The sequence below is a fragment of the Legionella drozanskii LLAP-1 genome (assembly GCF_001467585.1).
In the GTDB taxonomy this organism is placed as follows: Bacteria; Pseudomonadota; Gammaproteobacteria; order Legionellales; family Legionellaceae; genus Tatlockia; species Tatlockia drozanskii.
The window spans coordinates 34,871-56,514 of the sequence record NZ_LNXY01000031.1 but is presented as its reverse complement, the minus strand read 5'-3'; the positions used below and the strand labels follow the sequence as shown (position 1 = coordinate 56,514).

Sequence of the window (21,644 nt, the reverse complement as noted above, 5' to 3'; positions counted from 1 at the left end):
TTAACGATTCATCATACAGTTTGCGGTATCTAACATACGATTAGAGAAACCCCACTCATTGTCATACCAAGCCACTACTTTCACTAAATTGCCGAGCACTTTCGTCAGGGCAGTATCAAAAACAGCTGAAGCAGGATAGTGATTGAAATCACAAGAGACTAAGGGTTCTTCGTTGATATGGAGAACTTCAGATTTTGCTTTACGCATGATGTCATTAACTTCGGCTGCCGTGGTTTCACGTAGAGCAATAAACGTGAGATCAATAACAGAAACATTCAGTGTGGGAACTCGCATAGCAAAGCCATCGAGCTTGCCAGCCAATTCTGGGAGTACTAAACCAACCGCTTGTGCAGCACCTGTTTTAGTTGGAATAATGGATTGTGTTGCTGAGCGTGCGCGACGAAGATCGATATGACTAGCATCTAATAACATTTGATCTTTAGTGTAGGCATGCACGGTGTTTAATAAGCCGGAAGAAATTCCCAATGCGTCGTTAAGCGGTTTTACCACTGGAGCTAAGCAATTGGTTGTACAGGAAGCATTGGATACAATAACATCAGTTGCTTGCAGTATTTGATGGTTAACTCCATACACTATAGTTGCATCAGCATTTTTACCGGGGGCGGAGATTAAAACTTTTTTAGCTCCGGCCTGAATATGCTTCATTGCTCCTTCACGATGAGTGAAATGTCCAGTGCACTCAAAAACGATATCCACATCCAAGCTACTCCAAGGAAGTAAGGAAGGGTCGCGCTCGGAAGTGACCCGAATCGGGTGTCCATCAATAATTAAATTGTTTCCCTCAACGCGTACTTCACTGCCAAATCGACCATGCGTTGAATCATAGCGAGTTAAATGCGCAGTGGTTTCTATACCCGATACATCATTGATGGCAACCACGTTGAATAGATTTTGGCGCTTGTATTCAAAAATGGATCGTAAGACACAGCGGCCAATGCGACCGTAACCATTTATTGCGACTCGTATCGTCATACTACTTCTCCGAAATTACAGGGACTCTTCTTGAGTCAGTTTTTAAAATTACGTTTAAGAGGCTCTTTAGCAATTCAAGATGTGCTCTAAGGTCATGACTATATTTTCAACAGTGATGCCTAAATAATTATATGCTTGAGCAGCTGGTGCAGAAACACCAAAGCGATCAATACCAATCACTGCTCCGTCTAAGCCTACAAAACGATACCAATAAGCGGTAGTGGCCGCTTCAACAGCGACCCGTTTGCGTATGGCCTTTGGTAAAACCTGCTCTTGATAGGCATTATCTTGAGCTAGGAAACGCTCACAACAAGGCATTGAAACGACGCGAATCCTTTTCCCGGCTGCTTGCAATTGAGTTGCCGCAGCAAGGGCTAATTGAACCTCTGAACCGGTTGCTAGGAGTATAGCCTCTGGTTGTCCTTGACAATCACTGAGAATATATCCTCCTTTTTTAATATTTTTTGCACTATCCGGGGCGTGAGTGAGCTCCGGTAAATTTTGCCTTGATAATAACAGGGAAGAAGGTCCTGTATGATGTTCGAGTGCTTGTTGCCAGGCAATCGCTGTTTCAAATAAGTCAGCTGGTCGCCATACTTGCATATTCGGGGTCATGCGCAACATCGCAGCATGTTCTATCGGTTGATGAGTCGGGCCATCTTCGCCCAAACCGATTGAATCATGGGTGAAGACATAGATAACCCGCTGCTTCATGAGCGCACTCAAGCGGATGGCATTTCTGGCGTAATCTGCGAATACTAGGAAAGTTCCACCATAAGGGATAAAACCACCGTGGAGGGCTAAACCATTCATGATGGCTGCCATACCAAATTCACGCACACCATAGAAAAGATAATTACCAGAAAAATCAGTTGATTTTATTGCTTTCGTGCCAGACCAATCCGTATTGTTCGAGCCTGTTAAATCAGCTGAGCCGCCTAACATTTCGGGCAGCAGATGAGCAAATTGTTGAAGACAAAGCTGCGAGCTTTTGCGAGTCGCTAAGGCTTTGTCATTGTGCCGACATTGTTCGATAAAATGCTCTGAAAAATTGTTCCAGTTATCAGGTAAGTCATGATTGATACGGCGTAAAAACTCATGATAATCGCTTTGATACTGTTGTTGGTAATTATTACAGAGAGCTAACCACTGATTTTCATCATGTTGTCCCTGCTCAATATGATTCCATTCGGCATAAATGGTCTCAGGAATGACAAAAGGCTCATATGGCCAATTAAAGGTTTCCCGTACCTTTGCGACACCCTCTGCACCAAGTGGCGCTCCATGTGCTTTTTCACTGCCTGCGACGGGTGAGCCAAAACCAATCACCGTTTTGCAGATAATCATACTAGGCTTAGCTGTTTCTTGCTGAGCTTGCACAATGGCTTTTTCAATCGCTTGTGGATCATGGCCATCAATGGGACCAATCACTTGCCAATTATAAGCTTTGAAACGTAAAGCGGTATCATCGGTGAACCAAGATTCCACCTTACCATCAATGGAAATCCCGTTATCGTCGTAAAAAACAATGAGTTTTCCGAGACCTAGTGTGCCTGCTAAAGAACTAACTTCATGAGAAAGGCCTTCCATGAGGCAACCATCTCCAACGAAGACATAAGTAAAATGGTTAATGAGTTTTGAGTTAGGACGATTAAAAAGAGTGGCTAATTGCTTTTCGGCAATCGCCATACCTACTGCATTAGCTAAACCTTGCCCCAAAGGTCCTGTGGTCGTTTCAACTCCAGGAGTGTCTGAATATTCTGGATGACCAGGCGTTTTTGAGTGAAGTTGACGAAAATGCTTTAGCTCATCGATGCTTAGGTTATAACCCGTTAAATGCAATAAAGAATAAAGTAGCATCGAGCCATGACCATTGGACACCACAAAGCGATCCCGGTCAAACCAGTTGGGATTTTTGGGGCTGTACTTTAAAAATTTTTTCCAAAGTACGGTCGCAATATCCGCCATGCCCAGGGGCATGCCCGGATGTCCAGACTGTGCTTGCTCAACGGCATCAATACTTAAAAAGCGGATAGCGTTGGCTAAATCATTGGAAAGGCTCATCGTTCTCTTCTGCTGTCATCAGGGGCACTATTGTCGCTCAGAAGCTATTAATCAGCAAGTTAGCTCTCTATTTATTGTAGCAATAATGTTCAAATATTTTTTTTTGGATAAAATCCGTCTTGAAAAATTTACTTCTTGACTATTTTTTGGGATGATTTACCAGCTTCAACTAATCTAAGGTTGTATGTCAGCAGTTTCGCAGCGATTACAGTCTCTTATAGGTGATACTCTCGAACCATGTGAAGAAGGGACAAAAACTTGGGTGTTTCGAGATAAATTGGAAGAGAAAGGTGTTGAACTTTTTCAGCCACTGGTACGTATTCATCAATTATTGACTCTCGAATACAATGTGCACTGCGTACATCTGATGCATAGCTTTGCGGATAAATCCAAGCAACAAGAAGTCACTGAAGACGAACTCAATGTACTTACCGATCAATTAGTCGCTGCTTTAACAATGGCAGAGCTTTTGGCACATATTTATCATTATTATTTGGATGTGCCCTACGAAGTATTACGCTTGCAGAAAGAGCAAAAATATTACCGAGAGTTATTGAGGCTACGCGGTTATGATTTTCCCAATACTGAGAAATTGGAAAATGATCCTATGGGGTCTTTTTCTCAATATGTGAGAGACACCACGCGACAATATAACTGGCACCGATTATTTACTATCCGCATACGACGAGTCTTTATCACCTTACTTCCTTTTATCTTAGATTGGAATCATCTGACTGATTCGATAAATGGTATAGACCTCATTCTTGGACCGACCTTAAATTACGTGGCCTGGCTATTTTATGTTCCTAGATTAGCACTTAATCTTTTTATGTTGCTAAAGCATCTTTTTCTTACTGAATGGGCAGGGATGGGGGCAAAAGAAAAGGACCTATATTGGTTGATTCGTGTCGAAGCCCAGTTGCAACGACGCTGGTTTTTCTTAGGTAACGATACGGCTTGGTTCATTTGTGGTATCTTGGCTTGCTTTGTATTGACTGGCAGTCTAGCGCCGGTTGGTATGTATATCACTATCTCCATCTTTTTCTTTGACGTAATAATGGCGACTATCCGAGCTCTTATTGAGCTTCGCCGCATCAACGAAATCCGTGAACAATATAATAATGTTGCAAAAAAATTACGCAGCTCTGGGGCTTCAAAAGAAGAAATTGATGAAATAGAAGAATATCAACGACAGTTGGAGGAGCAGTTTACTTGTGAGCAACAAAGAGTAATGTTGGGCGTTATTAGCACAAGCGCTTTGTTTTTAGCAATGTGTTTCGCTATGCCAGCTCTAGCTAGTATGCCAATTATTCCGCTTATTGGTGCAATCTTGGTTGTTACCATAACTTTCGCTACCTTTCTTGCTAACCGTTGGATAGATAGTCACGTTCCCAGAAACAATGTAGAAAAAATTGAAACGCCTGGTAAGTCATTATTTGAAAGTAGCTCGGCTTTTTTTCAAGCTAATATGTCTAGTATGGATGAGAAGCAACGACGAAAAATTTTACACGTCTCGAGCGAGCCAGGTCCACTTTCCGATCTTATGTATTCAAATACACCGCTATAATAGAGTAGATATCAATTCAATGATATTCTTAAAGAATTTGTTATGACTGAGAGGAATTATGTCAGCAGTTAGCCTACCGCAGTTTACTTCTATAGATACGGATCATTTTGTCGAGCATCTCGCTAAACTTTTACAAGATAACTTAGCTCAAATAGCAGTAATTCTTAGAGAGAATGAGCAGTTTACTTGGAACAATCTCATGCGACCATTAGAAGAGATGGATGATGCACTTGAGCGTTTTTGGTCCCCATTATCGCATTTGCATGCGGTAGTTAATACAAAAAAATTACGCGATTGTTATCAGGCTTGTCTGCCGAAGTTATCGGCTTATGACTCTGCAATTGGTCATAATCAAGAGCTCTACAATGCGATTAAATCCTTAGATAAAACAGTTTTGAATGAAACCCAGCGAAAGATCATTGAAGACAGCGTTCGTGATTTTGAATTGTCTGGCGTTGCCTTATCGTCTGAGAAGAAACACCGTTTTGAGGAAATTCAAACTCATTTATCTCAGTTGGCGAATCAATTTGACAATAATGTTTTGGACGCAAGCCAGGCCTTTAGTTTGCACATCACCGACGAAAAACGAATAGCTAGTTTACCCGAGCATGCTATTCACACGGCACGCGAGTTAGCTGCAGAAAAAGAGTTGCCAGGTTGGATGCTAAATCTCGAATTTCCTTGCTATCTCGCTGTGATCTCTTATGCAGAAGATAGGGCTTTGCGTGAGGAAATGTATCAGGCCTATGTCACTCGTGCCTCCGATCAAGGGCCCAGCGCAGGAAAATATGACAATACAAGCTTAATCGATGAAATGTTAACTCTTCGACAAGAAAAAGCGGAATTGCTTGGCTTTGCTAATTATGCAGAATTATCCTTAGCGACTAAAATGGCGGAATCAACATCACAAGTTGTAGGTTTTTTACAAGATTTATCTAAACGCGGGCACCATCAAGCAGAAACGGAATTTAAATCTTTGCAGGAATTCGCTACTAAAGAATATGATCTAGATGAATTAGCTCCCTGGGATTTAGCCTTTGTTTCTGAGAAAAAAAGCCAAAAAGAATACGCTATCTCGCAGGAAGAATTACGTCCTTATTTTTCTCTCAATAAAGTCATGGAAGGGTTATTTACCATAGTGAATAAACTCTACGGTATGAATATGGAAGAAACCAAAGACGTTGATACCTGGCATCCCGATGTAAAATGTTATCGTATTTTGGACGAGAATAGACAATTACGCGGCTATATTTACGCTGATTTGTTTGCTCGGCAACACAAACGCGGCGGGGCATGGATGGATTCTTTGCAAGGTCGACGAATTTTAGCTAATGGTGATACTCAATTGCCTATCGCAACCTTAACATGCAATTTTGCAAAGCCGTCAGCCAAAAAAATGGCTGCTTTGTCACATGATGAGGTGTTAACTTTATTTCATGAACTTGGCCACTGCTTACATCATGTGTTGACAAAGGTCGATTATCTGAATGCCTCTGGGATCAATGGCGTCGAGTGGGATGCTGTTGAGTTACCCAGTCAATTTTTCGAAAATTGGTGCTGGGAACAAGATGCGCTCCAATTACTCACTCAACATATAGATAGTGGAGAGGTATTACCTGACGAGCTATTTAAAAAATTGCTTGCTGCTAAAAATTTCCAATCTGCCATGGCAATGATGCGCCAACTGGAGTTTTCTCTATTTGATTTCCGTATCCATCAAGAGTTTAAGCCGCAAAGTTCAGGTTTAGTGACAAAGATACTCAATGAAGTAAGAAAACAAACTACGGTTGTTCCTATCGCCCCATATAATCGTTTCCAACATAGCTTTTCTCATATTTTTGCGGGAGGCTATGCGGCGGGTTACTACAGCTATAAATGGGCAGAAGTGCTTTCTAGTGATGCTTTTTCTCGGTTTGAAGAAGAAGGAATTTTTAACGCTCAAACCGGGCGTGATTTCTTACATTCAATTTTAGAAATAGGCGGCTCAAAGAAAGCAGCAAATGCTTATTTGCAGTTCAGAGGCCGCCCAGCGAAAGTAGATGCTTTATTGAGGCATAACGGGATTAAATAGGACATTTTTTTATCCCTCCGATTTTTGTCGGAGGGATAAGAGCGATAAAAATTCAGAGACCTAATCCACGCAAATACCAAAAACCAGAAATTTTGTCGGTATAGTTCAGCATAAAGATGTGTTATAATTAAAGTGTACGACAAAGGGGGCGACCTGGTTTCGACGTGGGTTGCGAAACCTGAAGTGCATGCCGAGAATGAGAACTCTCGTAAATCAGACTCACTAAACATAAATGCAAACGAAGAAAACTTTGCAGGTGAAGGCTCTATCGCTGCGTAAGCTCTGATAGTTTTTTCACCGCACCGTGCGCTGCTTTAAAACCAGCGCCCCGTTGACCGAGCCCGCTTATCGGTATCGAATCAACGGTCATAAGAGATAAGCTCGCATCTTGATACGTCCCGCATCAAGTTGTTAAATCAAGGGAATCGCCGTAAACCATCCTGCCTGTCGGAGGGGATACGGTTAACTTAATAGACAAGGCTACGCATGTAGAGCTGACGGCAGAGGATTTGCGGACGCGGGTTCGATTCCCGCCGCCTCCACCACTTACTAATCTTAGATGTTCCTGAAAAGTCCTTTTAAGCCTTGTAAACACTAGGTTTTACGAGGTTTGGCTTCCTAGCTATTCCCAATAATTCCCTGATGTCCTGCGCTATGTGTTGGTACTATCGTTGGTATTTTCGATACCAACACTATGTGATACCAACAAAATGAAATTATCTGTTCTAGATGTTAAGAAAAAGCGAGAGTTGGATAAACCGTTAAAGCTTTCTGATGGCCAAGGATTATTTTTACTGATCCAACCAAACGGGAAAAAATATTGGCGCTATTCCTATCGCTTTGATGGAAAGCAGAAAACGCTCGCATTGGGGGTTTTCCCAGAAGTAAGTTTAGCGGAAGCACGAGATTTACGAGAAGAAGCCCGTGCCTTGTTAAAGAAGACGAAAGTCGATCCGAGTGAGCATCGCAAAGCCTTAAAACAATCACAGACCAGTCAGGATATGGATAGCTTTGAAGTTGTGGCTCGGGAATGGTTTGCCAATCAATCCCCTATTTGGGTTCCTACCCATGCAGATAAAATCATTCGCCGTCTTGAGCGAGATATTTTTCCTTGGCTTGGAAGCAGTCCTATTGTATCGATTACCGCGCAGCAACTATTAATTGCTGCACGGCGTATTGAAGAGCGTGGCGTAAAGGAAACAGCTCGCCGAGCCTTGTTAAATTGTAGCCAAGTATTTCGATATGCCATAGCAACTGGTCGAGCCGAACGCGATCCTGTACCTGATTTAAAGGGTGCACTTCAACCTGCAAAAACAACACACTTTGCAACGATGACCGATCCTAAGGCTATCGGTGAGCTCTTACGAGCAATTGATGAATACCACGGGAGCTTTATAACAAAATGCGCTTTACAGCTTGCGCCGTTAGTATTTGTCCGTCCGGGAGAGTTAAGAGCCGCTGAATGGGCTGAAATTGATCTGGATGCAGCGGAATGGAATATCAAAGCTGAACGGATGAAAATGCGTGTTGCACACTTAGTGCCTTTGTCGAAACAAGCTATAGCTATATTAAAAGAACTCCATCCGCTTACTGGGCGAGGGAAATATTTATTTTCCAGTGAACAGACCAGCATTCGCCCAATGAGTGAAAATACCCTGAATTTCGCTTTGCGTCGTATGGGATTTGCCAAGAGTGAAATTAGTGCGCATGGATTTCGTGCAATGGCCAGAACGCTTATTGATGAAATCTTGCATATCAGACCAGATTATATTGAACACCAACTTGCACATGCTGTCCGTGATCCTAATGGACGTGCTTATAACCGTACTACACATTTACCAGAGCGAAGGGAGATGATGCAGAAATGGGCGGATTATCTGAATGAATTAAAACGAACTTCAATTAACAGTACAATGAGAGAGACAGAATGAGCACTTTTTCAGATGAGATGGAATATTATGAAAAATATCAGGCAGAAAAAATTAAATTACATAAAGAATCTTTGCTCTCATTAAATATTCCATATGAGAAGTTAATCAATTATGCAGCAGAAGCAACGGCTACTGCAGAAATATTAAATGAAACAGTTCAATATTTAGAGGCGGAAAATGCCAATCTAAAAACGAAATTTGCTTCGAATCAATTTCCTCAATACCAAGAAATTATTACTCAAAATACAGTTGCAGCATTTCAATTTAATGCTACTGAGGTGGTGAATGAACTCAATGTTCATCAAAAAAATAAAAGAATTCAAAATGGAAGGAAAGGTGGTGAAACAAAACGCAATAAGGATTCAGAGAAAAAACAGGCAGCTAAAAGTTCGGTAAAAGAATATTGGGACAAATGGCAAGAAACAATAACCCTGTATGATACTCAGATAGCGTTTGCATTGGATATGCTAGAAAAATTTCCCGTATTAACTAATCCAAATACAATAGAGAGTTGGTGTAGAGAATGGAGAAAAAATAAAAATAGTGGAATCGTTACCAAGTAGAATGGTTATTTTGCTGGCCAGGATCCTTATTCTACTTAGTACATTGGTGTTTGTTGGCTAAAAGAAGTTATTAAATACGTATTCCCTAAAATACCTAAGGAATACCAATGCCACACCCGGACGCACCAAAAATCCTGATTCGTCGAAAAGAAGTTGAGCGGCAAACATCCCTATCCCGATCAAGAATTTATGCATTGATGCAAGAAGGTCTTTTTCCTGATTGTATACATCTTGGCCCAATGTCAGTAGCTTGGGTTGAGTCAGAAGTGCAAGAATGGGTTGCCACTCGTATTGCTGATTTTCGCAAATCAAGTGAGGGCTAGAAATGAAAAAGCCCATTCCATCTATCGACAAAACAGGCTACACAAGACAGCTTTATTATACCCTGCATCAATTGAATATTCAAAAAACAAAAAATACCAAAGTGAATCAGGCAGGAGGCAAACTATGAAATTACCTCCTTATATGATCAATAAAGATTGCCGACGTTGGTTATTATGGAAATCAGAATCTCAAGGCAACTCCAAACCAAAAAAAGTGCCTTATTATGCCAATGGTCAACGACGTGGTGGTAAACTTGATAGCCCTGAAGATATAGGACGGTTAGTATCGTTTGAAGAGGCTCATGCTATATTTTTGCAAGGTAAATACACTGGTTTAGGGTTTGCGCTTGGCTCAGATAATCATGGTGGTTATTGGCAAGGTATAGATTTTGATGACATTCATAATAAGCCTGAATTACAGTCTCTTATAACATCATTACCAGGATATATTGAAACCAGCCCCAGCAAAAATGGAATACATGCCATTGGTTATGGACGGCGTTTCAATCCACTGGGGAGTAATAAAAGTGGTATCGAGGCGTATTGCTCAGGCCGATTTTTTACAGTAACCGGCGATAACGCTTTTTATCCTATAATAGATAATGTTCAAGATCTTGCAGGTGTTATTGAACAAATTTTAAATCCATTGCATAAAAAAGCAATTGGTAATAAACCAGATACTCTCGAAACAAATAATACAAATATAAATTCAAAGTTAATTGATGAATTACGAGCCGCTTTACATTGTATTTCACCTGATGATTACCATACATGGATTTCTGTTGGTCAAGGACTTAAGCCTTTGGGGATTGTAGGGTTTAAACTTTGGAGTGAATGGAGCACAACTAGCCCTAAGTTCAAAGGTAAGGAAGATCTGGCACGTTGGGATACTTTTAGTGGTGAGCGAACGAGTTATAAGACCATATTTGCAACGGCTCAGCAAAATGGCTGGATAAATCCTGCCAAAAGAATAGAGCGCGCCACACTTGAATCACAACCATCTCTGAAAAATGACATAAAAACGAACTGCACCGAAAAATTTCCCATTATTCCAGTATCAGAGTACGCAGGCTTAAATCATTCTCCATGGCTCATAAAGAATATTCTTCCCAAAGCAGAATTAGTTATGGTTTATGGTCCCTCCGGATCTGGTAAATCATTTTTTGTATTGGATATTGCTTTTGCAATTGCACAAGGAATTGAATGGCAAGCTTTTAAAGCATCACAGGGCCGGGTTGTATACATTGCTGCAGAGGCCGGAGCGGGAGTTCGAAAGCGATTATTAGCCTATGCCGTTCACCATGATATTGATCTGGATGAGGTTCCATTGGGCATTATCCCTGCAGCACCTAACTTCCTTAATGACGATGATGTTGTGCAGGTCAGCGAGGCAATTGGTGAGGCCAGCTTGATTATTGTAGATACACTAGCGTGTGTAGCTGCAGGAGCAGATGAAAACTCAAGTGCTGATATGGGTAAAGTTATTGGGAATTGTAAATTACTGCATCAATTAACAGGTGCAGTAGTTATGATTGTTCATCATATGGGCAAGAATGAGAGCAAAGGCGCACGTGGATGGTCAGGTATTCGAGCTGCTGTTGATGCTGAAATGGAGCTTAAGTCTGCGGACTATGGGTTTAAGATGAGTATTACTAAACTTAAAGATGGAGAGACAAACGGTTCTCTCGATTTTAACATATTACAAATTGAGCTTGGAGAAGATGATGATGGGGATCCAATAACTAGTTGTGTCGTGATCCGATATGACCCAGCTAATCAGGGTAGATCAGAACCACAAGGAAGATGGCGGAAAATGATTGCTGATGCGATTCAAAAACTCTCAACGGTTCAAAGTAGTATTCCCAAAAGAGAATTGATTGAATTAGTTATCAAGTACGATGTTCAAAGTTCAGACAATGAAAAGCGAGATCAAAGAAAAGCCTGTATTTCCAGAGCGTTGAAGGGATTAATTAAAAGTGGCTATTACAAAGAAAGTGATGGGTATATTTCATGGGAATTACAAGAATTACCACCTGCTGCTCCATGATGGCTACATTCTCTACATTTCAGCTACAAATAGCATATGTAGCACGCCAGGATTGCTACCTACATTACATCACTCTATAAGATGTAATGTAGGTAGCATGGTAATAATTACTTCATATTATTAACGCGCGCGTGCGTCATGGGGTATGGGTTATTTATAATGATAAGAAAATTTCATTTATTAAGGAGACAATAATGCCATTATTAGTTGGTTACATTTGCGGCAAGAAGTCTTTACTTTCTGAGATACCCCAAAAATCAAGAGCAAATCGTGTAGTCTGTAATGCTACGACGCGAAAAGGTACCCGATGTCAAGCTCCCCCTGTATCAATTAATAATGAGCCCAAAAATGGGCGATGTAAATTGCACGGTGGTATGTCTACTGGACCTCGCACAGAAAAAGGGCGTGCTGCTATAAGTGCGAGTAATAAAAGAAGAGCTAAAAATAAGTAAATTTTGTAGTAATAAGTTTTTTGCAATTTTATATTGACAGACGATGATAACCCACCTAATATTCATTACTACAGTAATCCCTTTACAGCACAAAAAATGAAAATAAAATTAAAAAATATTGCTTCTGTTCAGATGGGCTATTCATTTCGTTCCCGACTAGAACCTGATCAAAAAGGTAACATAGCTGTTATTCAAATGAAAAATCTAACTGAAGATAATTTTGTCGATCATCAAAATCTGATCCTGGTTAAATTAACTGATTTTAAAGAGCACCACAGAGCAGAACTAAATGATTTGGTATTTCGCTCTAGGGGCCAAATAAATACTGCTGCTTTAATTGATGAAAACATCGGCCCTTCTGTTGTTGCTGCTCCTTTGCTACGTATTCGTATAGAAAAAGACTCGGTACTTCCCGCTTATTTGTGTTGGTTTATTAATCAGCGATCTTCTCAAATATTCATTCAGAGTAAATCAAATAGTGCAGCAATGAGAATGACGGGGAAATCTGTTCTTGAGGATTTGGAGGTCGTATTACCATCCATTGAGATTCAACAGCGTATTGTGACGTTAGAGAAGTTATCTTCTCAAGAACAGTACTTAATGAGTAAATTATGCGATAAAAAGCGCCAAATAATGAATAAAGTTCTGTTAGAACTTGCAACAACAATTCAATGATTATTGATACTAAGGATTAATACATGACAACTCAAATTCACCAAAAAGATATCAACAACGCGGCTTGGGCTGCTTGTGATACGTTCCGTGGCGTAGTTGATCCAGCACAATACAAAGACTACATCCTTGTTATGCTATTTGTGAAATATATTTCAGATGTTTGGAATGACCATTATGAAGAATATCGTAAACAATATGGTGATGATGACACGCGCATTCGTAGAAAATTGGATCGTGAGCGTTTTGTATTACCTGAAGGGAGCAGTTTTTATGACCTCTATGATAAGCGTTCAGAACCTAATATTGGAGAATTAATCAATATTGCTTTAGATGCAATTGAAACAACGAATAAAACTAAATTAGAGGGCGTGTTTCGGAATATTAATTTTAATAGCGAATCTAGCCTAGGCAAAACGAAAGATAGGAATAGACGCCTAAAAACATTGCTGGAAGATTTTAATAAAGCCGAACTTGATATGCGCCCGAGTCGTGTTTCAGAGGATGTGATTGGTAATACCTACATTTATTTAATTGAACGCTTTGCTTCAGATGCGGGGAAAAAGGCTGGTGAATTCTATACTCCCTTTAAAGTTTCAGAGCTTGTCGCACGATTATGCGCCCCCAAATCCGGTGCTCGTATCTGTGATCCCGCTTGCGGTTCAGCAGGCCTACTTATCGAAGCAGCGAAACAAGTCGGTGATCGGAATTTCTCATTGTATGGAATGGAGGTTAACGGAAGCACGTGGGCATTAGCTCGCATGAATATGTTTCTTCATGGTGCGGACTCTGCTCGCATCGAATGGTGTAATACCCTAACGTCGCCCGCATTGGTAGAGAATGACCGATTGATGAAGTTTGATAATGTGGTCGCCAATCCCCCATTTTCTCTTGATAAATGGGGTTCTGATGATGTTGAAAGCGACATTTATAACAGATTTTGGCGAGGCATGCCACCTAAGTCAAAAGCTGATTTTGCCTTTATTAGTCATATGGTTGAAGCGGCTATTGAAAAAGAAGGACGTGTCGCGGTTGTTGTCCCTCATGGTGTTCTTTTCCGAGGCGCTGCAGAAGGTCGAATTCGCCAAAAATTGATAGAAGATAACTTACTCGATGCAGTCATTGGATTACCTAACAATCTATTTCCAACAACTAGTATTCCAGTAGCAATTTTATTATTTGATCGCTCGCGTGAAAAAGGTGGGGCGAACGAAAACCGCAAAGATGTTTTATTTATAGATGCTAGCAATGACTATCAGGCAGGGAAAAATCAAAATACCTTGTTAAATGAACATCTCGATAAAATTGTTAATGTTTATCAGCAACGCCAAGCCATAGAAAAATATGCTCATCTTGCCAGTTTTGATGAGATGAAAGAAAACGATTTTAATCTCAATATCCCCCGCTATGTGGATACATTTGAAGAAGAAACCGAAATTGATATTCACGCTGTACAGCTGGAAATAGATACGCTTGAAAAAGAGCTTGCAGAGGTGCGTAGCCAAATGGCTATTTTATTAAAGGATATTGTTTATGCATAAACCTCTTTTCGTGAAATACCTCTCGAAAAAATTTGCCAAAAAATGCACAAGTTCCATTTTGGAACATATGGGTGAACATAAATAATGGAAGGGAGAAAGAGACAATGAGTCAGCTAATTAATCAGCATCATTCAATTTTTGAAAAAATTAGACAAGAGCAAGATGGGGATGAGTTTTGGTCTGCACGAGATTTGGCAAAAGCATTACAATATTCTGAATACAGACATTTCTTGCCTGTAATTGAGCGGGCGAAAAACGCTTGTAAAAACAGTGGAAAAGATCCTGAAGACCATTTCGAGGAGATCCTCGAAATGGTTGAAATAGGCTCTGGTGCGAAACGAAGCACACAAAACTATCATTTCTCAAGATATGCGTGCTACTTAATTATTCAAAATGCTGATCCATCGAAAGAAATTGTTGCTAATGGGCAAACCTATTTTGCAATTCAAACACGTCGCCAGGAGCTGGCTGATAACACAAGTTTTCAAGAACTGGATGAAGCAAAAAAACGAGTATTATTACGGCATGAGTTAAAAGAACATAATAAACAACTAGTTGCTGCTGCATCCGAGGCTGGTGTTGAAACAAGTATTGACTTCGCTATATTCCAAAACCATGGATACCAAGGACTATACGGTGGTCTTGATGCTAAAGGCATTCATCGTAAAAAAGGCTTGAAGAAAAGTCAGCAAATTTTGGACCACATGGGTAGTACAGAATTGGCTGCAAACCTATTTCGTGCCACGCAAGCTGAAGAAAAACTACGACGAGAAAATATACAAGGCAAGCATCATGCAAATAATGCTCATTTTGTTGTTGGACAGAAAGTACGACAAACGATTGAAGAGTTAGGTGGAACTATGCCTGAAAATTTACCTAATCCTGAAGAAAGCGTTAGGGCATTAGAAAAACAACTTAGAATTCAAACTATAAGAAAAGAAGAGGGTTATGATGAATAAGCCTTGGTCTTCAGCGAAATTAAAAGATGTTTGTCATAAAATTACTGATGGAACGCATAAAACTCCGATTTATCAAGATAATGGTATCGTCTTTTTGTCAGCAAGAAACATTAAAAATGGGGCTTTATGCTTTTCTAACCATAAATTTATTTCTGAAAAAGAGCATAATGATCTCACTAGGAGATGTAAGCCAGAGGAAGGCGATGTGTTATTGTCTAAAAGTGGTTCATTAGGTGATGCTGTTGTAATACCAAAGTTAGAGTTTGTTTTTAGCATCTTTGAAAGCTTAGCCCTATTAAAAATAAAAAAAGATATATTAATGCCTTCTTTTTTAAATCAGTATCTTAATTCGCCATTTTCTAAACGGTATTTTTGGTCCATAACTTCAGGAATAGCAGTAAAACACCTTCATCTAGTCGATTTGAAAGAAATGCCAATTGTTATTCCTCCGTTAAAGATACAACACATTATTGTGGATACTTTAAATGTATGGGACAAAACCATAAACAAAACTAAAGCCTTAATTACAGTTAAGGAGCGCCAGTTTGAATGGTTGATGAATAATTTAATAATTAAACCATCCAATAACCTCTTGAGCTCAAGAAAATTATCAAATCTATCTAAACTCAAAAAAGGTCAACAATTAAATCGCATATTACTTACTAAAACAGATTTATTTCCCGCATGGAATGGGGGTATTACACCATCAGGTTATACAGATACATGGAACACACCAGAAGGTACTGTCACCATTAGTGAAGGAGGAAATTCATGTGGATTTGTGAATTACTGCAAGGAGAAGTTCTGGTGCGGGGGGCATTGTTATGCGCTTCTTGAAATTAGTCATGAAATAGACCCTGAATTTCTCTTTTATTTTTTAAAAGCACATGAAAAACAAATTATGAGCTTACGTGTTGGATCAGGTCTGCCTAATATCCAGCGACGAGATATCGAAAAATTAGAAATTGCATACCCACAATTATCTGAACAAAGAAAAATTGTCCGAATTCTAAGCGAAGCACAAAAAGAAATTTCTATACTTAAGTTACTGACTGATAAATATATTCATCAAAAACGTGGTTTGATGCAAAAATTATTAACAGGTGCATGGCAAGTTCTGAAGCTACAAGAGGAGGTCGCTTAATTGAATAATTTAACTGTTCAGTTAGAAAAAGAAGCTTTGCGCATTGAAGAAGATAGCGAGCACAGCGCAAAAGGACATTATAACACTGCTGATCGTTGGAAGCGCTATCATCTAGCTATAGGACTCCCAGCAGCTATTTTAGCTGCTATCGCTAGTGGAACTGCATTTAATAACATGCCAGAAACTGCTGGTGTTTTAGCAATTTTGGCAACTGCTTTAACCACTGTTCTGACCTTTCTTAAACCCTCAGAGCATGCTGAAAACCATAAAGCGATTGCGGGCCAATATCTGGCGTTAAGAAATCAAACTCGTCTCTTTCGAGAGATTGAATTAATCGAAGTTGGTTACAATGATGAAACGAAAAATAGGCTTATAGAGTTGGCGAAACATCGTGATGATTTAAATCTATCCTCACCAAGTCCTAATCGAAAAGACTATGAGTTAGCAAGATCCGATATTGAGGCTGGTTTTAGTCAATATAAGGCTGATAAGGAGGGCAAGTGACTATTAACAGCTACCTTACACAATTAGCTAATGAGGCAATACTTAAAGATTCGGAAAAACTCAGTATTGAACGTTCACTCATTGCCATACAGACTCGATTAAGCACCTATTTTTCAGGAGACATTAAAAAACAATTTGTTTTTGGGTCTTATAGTCGAGGCACTATATTGCCAAGAGTTATGGATATCCTTTCTGATGTAGACTACATGATAGTTTTTTCAGACACACAATACCAACCGCAAACTTACCTGAACAAGCTTCGATCATTTGCTGAATATCATTATAGTCGTTCGGAAATAACACAATCTAATCCAACCATGGTATTGACGATGAACCACATACGTTTTGAATTAGTCCCTGCTATTGAAAGTTATTTAGGAGGTCTTCAAATTCCAGGAAAAGTCAATAATTATCAAAATTGGATGCAAACTGACCCAACTGGATTTAATCAAGTACTTTCCTCAACAAATCAGTCAAATCAAAGCCTAATAAAACCATTAATACGTTTAGTAAAGTATTGGAATGCCCGAAATAATTATCCTTTCGAGTCGTTCGATTTGGAGCAGCGCATAGTACAGCATAAATTTTCCTTAATAGGTTTGTTTGGTAATCCACAACTTAAAAATTATTTTTTTAGTTTTATGGAAGGCTTGGAGGTTTGTTATTTAGCACCCCAGTGGAAACAGGATACATTGAATAAAGCAAAAAAAATTATTAAAGAAGCAAAAGAGCTTGATAGGGATGGATACCCTGCTACGGCAGAAGAAACTATTGCGCAATTTTTACCAAGAATATCAGGATATACATCATGAAAGATGATATGAAAATTGAAAATTGCGACACTAAGGATGAAAGCTTTCGCTTTAATGAAAAATATATTTCCCAAATACCCGCACTTCAACAATTAATTAATTTAGGCTATCAATATCTGAAACCGGAGCAGATCCTTGTTGAACGAAGTGGTCGAATATCTAATGTATTACTGGAAAATATTCTTCGCCAGCAACTAAAAGAGATTAATCGTATTCAATATAAAGATAATATCTATCTATTCAGTGAAGAAAATATTCAAACAGCTATTCAAAAGCTTAAAAACGTGAAATATGATGGTCTACAAAAAACCAACGAAGCTGTTTATGATCTAATCACTCTAGGCACAGCAATGGATCAAACGATTGAGGGTGATTCTAAAAGTTTCACACTGAATTATATTGATTGGAAAAATCCAAAAAATAATGTTTTTCATGTTGCTGCTGAGTTCTCCGTTGAACGCTCTCGTAGTACTGATACAACACGGCCTGATATTGTTCTTTTTGTGAATGGTATTCCTCTTTGCATCATTGAATGTAAATCGCCAAAAATTGAAGTTGATCAAGCAATTTCTCAGAGTATTCGTAATCAGGGAGATGATTATATTCCACGGATGTTTACATATATTCAACTGGTTTTAGCAGTTAATAAAAATGCAGCACTTTACGCTACTGCCGGAACGCCTAAAAAGTTTTGGAGTGTTTGGAAAGAGCTAGAGGAACATAAAAATGAAGTTGATCTAAGTATCAATACTCCTCTAAGTGAAACAAACAAAGATCTTCTTTATTCAGGTGAATTTTCAATTGCTCGCAAATATTTTGATACACTTGAGCAAGAAGGTGAACGGCTTGCAACAGAACAAGATCAATCTATTTTTAGTTTATGCAGTCCTGAGCGTCTGCTTAATTTAGTATATCAATTTACTATTTTTGATGGTGGTATAAAAAAGATCGCGCGCTATCAACAATTTTTTGTGATTCGTTCAACACTTGCTCGTATCAAAAGAATAGAAACGCATGGAACACGTCAAGGGGGTGTCATTTGGCACACACAAGGCTCAGGAAAATCATTAACAATGGTTATGCTTGCTCGTGCTATGGTTTTAGATTCAGAGCTAATTAACCCTAGAATTATTTTGGTAACAGATCGTGATGATCTTGATAAGCAATTAGGGAATACGTTCACCGCCTGTGGGCTTAGCAAAGAGCGAGCGACTTCTGGGCGTAATTTGGTGAGGCATCTAAAAAATAAAGTAGGCATCATCACTACTCTAATTCATAAGTTTGACAAAGGTTGGACTGCTGAAAAATATGTCGATGAATCTCCTGATATCTATGTACTGGTAGATGAAAGCCATCGTACTAACTTTGGTTCTCTTGCTGCGCGTATGCGTCAAATGTTACCCAATGCTTGTTATTTGGGCTTTACTGGAACACCGTTACTCAAAAAAGAAAAAAACAATTTTGCTAAATTTGGTGGACTTATAGAGCCTCATTATTCTATTAAGCAAGCAGTTGCTGATGAAGCCGTGTTACCTTTGCTATATGAAGGTAGACTTGTGGAAATGGAGCAAAATAAAGCAGCTATCGATTTGTGGTTTGATCGACACACAGCCGATCTCAATAAAGAGCAAAAAGCGGATCTAAAGAAAAAATATGCGCGTGCTGAAATGCTAAATAAAACCGATCAAGTGGTCTATATGCAAGCTTTCGATATTAGCGAACATTATAGAGAAAATTGGCAAGGCACTGGCTTTAAAGCACAGTTAGTCGCTCCTCGAAAAGAAGTTGCCCTTAAATACCATGAGTTTCTAAACACAATTGGGATAGTAAGTTCAGAAGTTATTATTTCCGGTCCAGATACACGCGAAGGGCATGACGAAGTAGATGCTGGTCCTTCGGATGAAGTCGGTAAATTCTGGATCAAAATGATGAAGCGTTTTGGTTCGGAAGAAGAATATACCAAGCAAATTATCAATCAATTCAAACATGGTGATGAACCGGAAATTTTAATTGTTGTTGATAAATTGCTTACAGGTTTTGATGCTCCACGTAATACAGTGCTCTATCTTTGCCGAACATTGACGGAGCATACCCTATTACAAACAATAGCGCGTGTTAACCGTTTATACGAAGGCAAAGACTTTGGTTATATTATCGACTATGCAAGTGTTTTAGGTGAGCTTGATAAAGCACTAACTATGTATGAAGCATTTGAAGGTTATGATGAGGAAGATCTAGCGGGTACACTAACATCAATTAATGTGGAAGTCGCTAAATTACCCCAGCGATATTCTGAGTTGTGGGATTTATTCAAATCGGTTAAAAATTCCAAAGATGAAGAAGCCTATGAGGCATTATTAGCGAACGAGGAACTGCGAGATGAGTTTTATGAATGCCTATCAGCCTACAGCAAGACACTAGGAATTGCTCTTTCATCTGAACAGTTCATTATGGGAACAGACGAGAAAAAATTACAAAACTATAAATCCGACTTAAGGCGCTTCCAAAATCTAAAAGCTGCAGTGAAATTACGTTACGCTGAGGCGATTGATTATCGGGATTATGCCCCCAAGATTAAAAAACTACTTGATACTCATATTCAAGCGAATGAAGTCACGCAGCTTAATGAGCCTGTGAACATTTTTGATGAAAAAACATTTAACATGGTTAAAGAGAATCAAGGTGTTTATCAAACGCAGACCACGGCATCTAAAGCAGATACTATTGCCCATGCTACTAAACGCACAATCACAGAAAATATGGATCAAGATCCTGCTTTCTATGAGAAATTCTCAAAGCTAATTCAAGCCGCTATAGAGGACTTTAGAGCGAAGCGAATCTCAGATTTAGACTATCTTAACCGTGTGGTTGATCTACGTGATAAGGTGGCTACACGGCAGCATGATGACGTGCCTGAGAGCATCCGAACAAATGATGAAGCCTGTGCTTATTTTGGTTTAATTAAACCCTATTTCATGCAGCATAATTTAGAAGAGCAGTTAATTGATTCTGTTTCTGCTGCAACCTCCCTAGCTGTTCAGAAAATTATTGATGTACATTGGAAGGTTGATTTTTGGGATGATACCGATGCGCAAAGAAAAACCGAAAATGATATTGATGATTTTCTCTATGATAAAGTTAAAGAGGAATGTGGGGTGTCATTAAGCTTAGAACATATGGATGAAATAATTGAAAAAGCGATGCAAATTGCAAGGCATAGGAGGCGTGATTAATGCTCGAAAGGACTCATAGCATCACATATGGAGAGAGTATTATTCCTTTTCAAGTCAGTTTTTCTTCACGAAAATCGCTTGAAATAGCGGTACACCCTGACAAGTCTATTTTCGTTAAAGCGCCTATTGGCACACATATTGATGAAATTGAAATACGAGTACAAAAACGTGCTCGCTGGATCAAACGCCAGATTCATTATTTTGATCAGTTCGATCCTCGGACACCTTCACGAAAATATGTTGGGGGTGAAACGCATTTGTACTTAGGCAAGAGATACCGCCTGAAAATTTCAAAGGCCGAAAATAATCTAGTTTGCTTAAAGAATGGATATTTTCTAATAGATACGAAAAATACCGACCCAGAACAAATAAAGCTATTATTAAATAAATGGTATCGAGAAAAAGCTCACATCCATTTGCATAATATCTTTAATGAGTGTTGGGAGAAATTCAAGAATAAAGAGCATCCCAAACCTGCTTGTAAAATACTCTCGCTGGAAAAGCGCTGGGGGAGCCTGTCAAAAGCAGGTACTTTGTCTTTAAATGTACAACTAATTAAAACTCCTAAAGAATGCATCGAATACGTTATTATTCATGAGCTGTGCCATTTGGTATATCACAACCATAGCCGTGATTTTTTTAAGCTTTTAGAAGCTTCCTTGCCCGATTGGATGCAACGAAAATACAAATTGGAGATGTCACTGATTTAAGTTAGTTTCTTCATTGCCTAAAAATTATTACAAACATGGTTAATATATGACAAGCTCT

At 39.2% G+C, this 21,644-nt stretch carries 18 protein-coding genes and 1 other RNA gene; 17 read left to right on the top strand and 2 right to left on the bottom strand.

Translation table 11 applies throughout. From position 1 onward, the window contains the following. The gene (gene gap / locus Ldro_RS13750; RefSeq protein ID WP_058497001.1) at positions 1–993 is read right to left on the bottom strand and encodes a type I glyceraldehyde-3-phosphate dehydrogenase; all 993 of its coding nucleotides are present in this window, start codon (positions 991–993) and stop codon (positions 1–3) included. Between the two features lie 66 nt (positions 994–1,059). After that, a complete protein-coding gene (gene tkt, locus Ldro_RS13745) occupies positions 1,060–3,057 on the bottom strand; it encodes a transketolase (RefSeq protein ID WP_058497000.1) in 1,998 nt (665 codons plus the stop codon). A 184-nt stretch (positions 3,058–3,241) separates the two neighbouring features. Here tkt and Ldro_RS13740 point away from each other — a divergent pair, with 184 nt between their 5' ends. The 17 genes from Ldro_RS13740 to Ldro_RS13670 all read left to right on the top strand — a co-directional run bounded on the left by Ldro_RS13740 (position 3,242) and on the right by Ldro_RS13670 (position 21,586). After that, complete coding sequence (locus Ldro_RS13740; protein WP_058496999.1) at positions 3,242–4,624, top strand: hypothetical protein; 1,383 nt, start codon at positions 3,242–3,244, stop codon at positions 4,622–4,624. Positions 4,625–4,682: 58 nt separating this feature from the next. Further along, on the top strand, positions 4,683–6,695 hold the full coding sequence (locus tag Ldro_RS13735) for a M3 family metallopeptidase (protein ID WP_058496998.1): 2,013 nt from the start codon (positions 4,683–4,685) through the stop codon (positions 6,693–6,695). Between the two features lie 144 nt (positions 6,696–6,839). Continuing rightward, positions 6,840–7,240, top strand: a transfer-messenger RNA (tmRNA) gene (gene ssrA / locus Ldro_RS15950). Positions 7,241–7,405: 165 nt separating this feature from the next. After that, positions 7,406–8,626 carry a tyrosine-type recombinase/integrase gene (locus tag Ldro_RS13730; protein ID WP_058496997.1) on the top strand — a complete coding sequence of 407 codons (1,221 nt, stop codon included), beginning with the start codon at positions 7,406–7,408 and terminating at the stop codon, positions 8,624–8,626. Further along, entirely contained in the window at positions 8,623–9,189 is a 567-nt protein-coding gene (locus Ldro_RS13725; protein WP_058496996.1) for a hypothetical protein, read from the top strand. Before Ldro_RS13730 ends, Ldro_RS13725 begins: the two co-directional genes overlap by 4 nt. Before the next feature lie 107 nt (positions 9,190–9,296). Next, the gene (locus tag Ldro_RS13720; protein ID WP_058496995.1) at positions 9,297–9,512 is read left to right on the top strand and encodes a helix-turn-helix transcriptional regulator; all 216 of its coding nucleotides are present in this window, start codon (positions 9,297–9,299) and stop codon (positions 9,510–9,512) included. A gap of 2 nt (positions 9,513–9,514) precedes the next feature. Beyond that, a complete protein-coding gene (locus tag Ldro_RS16905) occupies positions 9,515–9,640 on the top strand; it encodes a hypothetical protein (RefSeq protein WP_274519118.1) in 126 nt (41 codons plus the stop codon). Next, positions 9,637–11,559, top strand: coding sequence for an AAA family ATPase (locus tag Ldro_RS13715; RefSeq protein WP_058496994.1), 1,923 nt, complete (start codon positions 9,637–9,639; stop codon positions 11,557–11,559). Before Ldro_RS16905 ends, Ldro_RS13715 begins: the two co-directional genes overlap by 4 nt. A gap of 194 nt (positions 11,560–11,753) precedes the next feature. Next, positions 11,754–12,011: an HGGxSTG domain-containing protein gene (locus Ldro_RS13710; protein WP_202972535.1), complete on the top strand. Its 258-nt coding sequence runs from the start codon at positions 11,754–11,756 to the stop codon at positions 12,009–12,011. A gap of 33 nt (positions 12,012–12,044) precedes the next feature. Next, positions 12,045–12,686, top strand: coding sequence for a restriction endonuclease subunit S (locus Ldro_RS13705; protein WP_238584027.1), 642 nt, complete (start codon positions 12,045–12,047; stop codon positions 12,684–12,686). Between the two features lie 23 nt (positions 12,687–12,709). Beyond that, a complete protein-coding gene (locus Ldro_RS13700) occupies positions 12,710–14,224 on the top strand; it encodes a type I restriction-modification system subunit M (RefSeq protein ID WP_058496992.1) in 1,515 nt (504 codons plus the stop codon). Positions 14,225–14,256: 32 nt separating this feature from the next. Next, a complete protein-coding gene (gene dinD / locus Ldro_RS13695; protein WP_238584026.1) occupies positions 14,257–15,183 on the top strand; it encodes a DNA damage-inducible protein D in 927 nt (308 codons plus the stop codon). After that, positions 15,173–16,327 (top strand): restriction endonuclease subunit S, encoded by a 1,155-nt coding sequence (locus Ldro_RS16660; protein ID WP_083497978.1) that lies wholly within the window; start codon positions 15,173–15,175, stop codon positions 16,325–16,327. Before dinD ends, Ldro_RS16660 begins: the two co-directional genes overlap by 11 nt. Next, a complete protein-coding gene (locus Ldro_RS13685; RefSeq protein ID WP_058496990.1) occupies positions 16,328–16,831 on the top strand; it encodes an SLATT domain-containing protein in 504 nt (167 codons plus the stop codon). It abuts the gene before it with no gap. Continuing rightward, positions 16,828–17,643: an SMODS domain-containing nucleotidyltransferase gene (locus Ldro_RS13680; protein ID WP_058496989.1), complete on the top strand. Its 816-nt coding sequence runs from the start codon at positions 16,828–16,830 to the stop codon at positions 17,641–17,643. The genes Ldro_RS13685 and Ldro_RS13680 overlap by 4 nt, the downstream gene beginning before the upstream one ends. Beyond that, positions 17,640–20,876 (top strand): type I restriction endonuclease subunit R, encoded by a 3,237-nt coding sequence (locus Ldro_RS13675; RefSeq protein ID WP_131764293.1) that lies wholly within the window; start codon positions 17,640–17,642, stop codon positions 20,874–20,876. Before Ldro_RS13680 ends, Ldro_RS13675 begins: the two co-directional genes overlap by 4 nt. Next, positions 20,876–21,586 (top strand): M48 family metallopeptidase, encoded by a 711-nt coding sequence (locus tag Ldro_RS13670; RefSeq protein ID WP_058496988.1) that lies wholly within the window; start codon positions 20,876–20,878, stop codon positions 21,584–21,586. The genes Ldro_RS13675 and Ldro_RS13670 overlap by 1 nt, the downstream gene beginning before the upstream one ends. Positions 21,587–21,644: the final 58 nt, after the last annotated feature.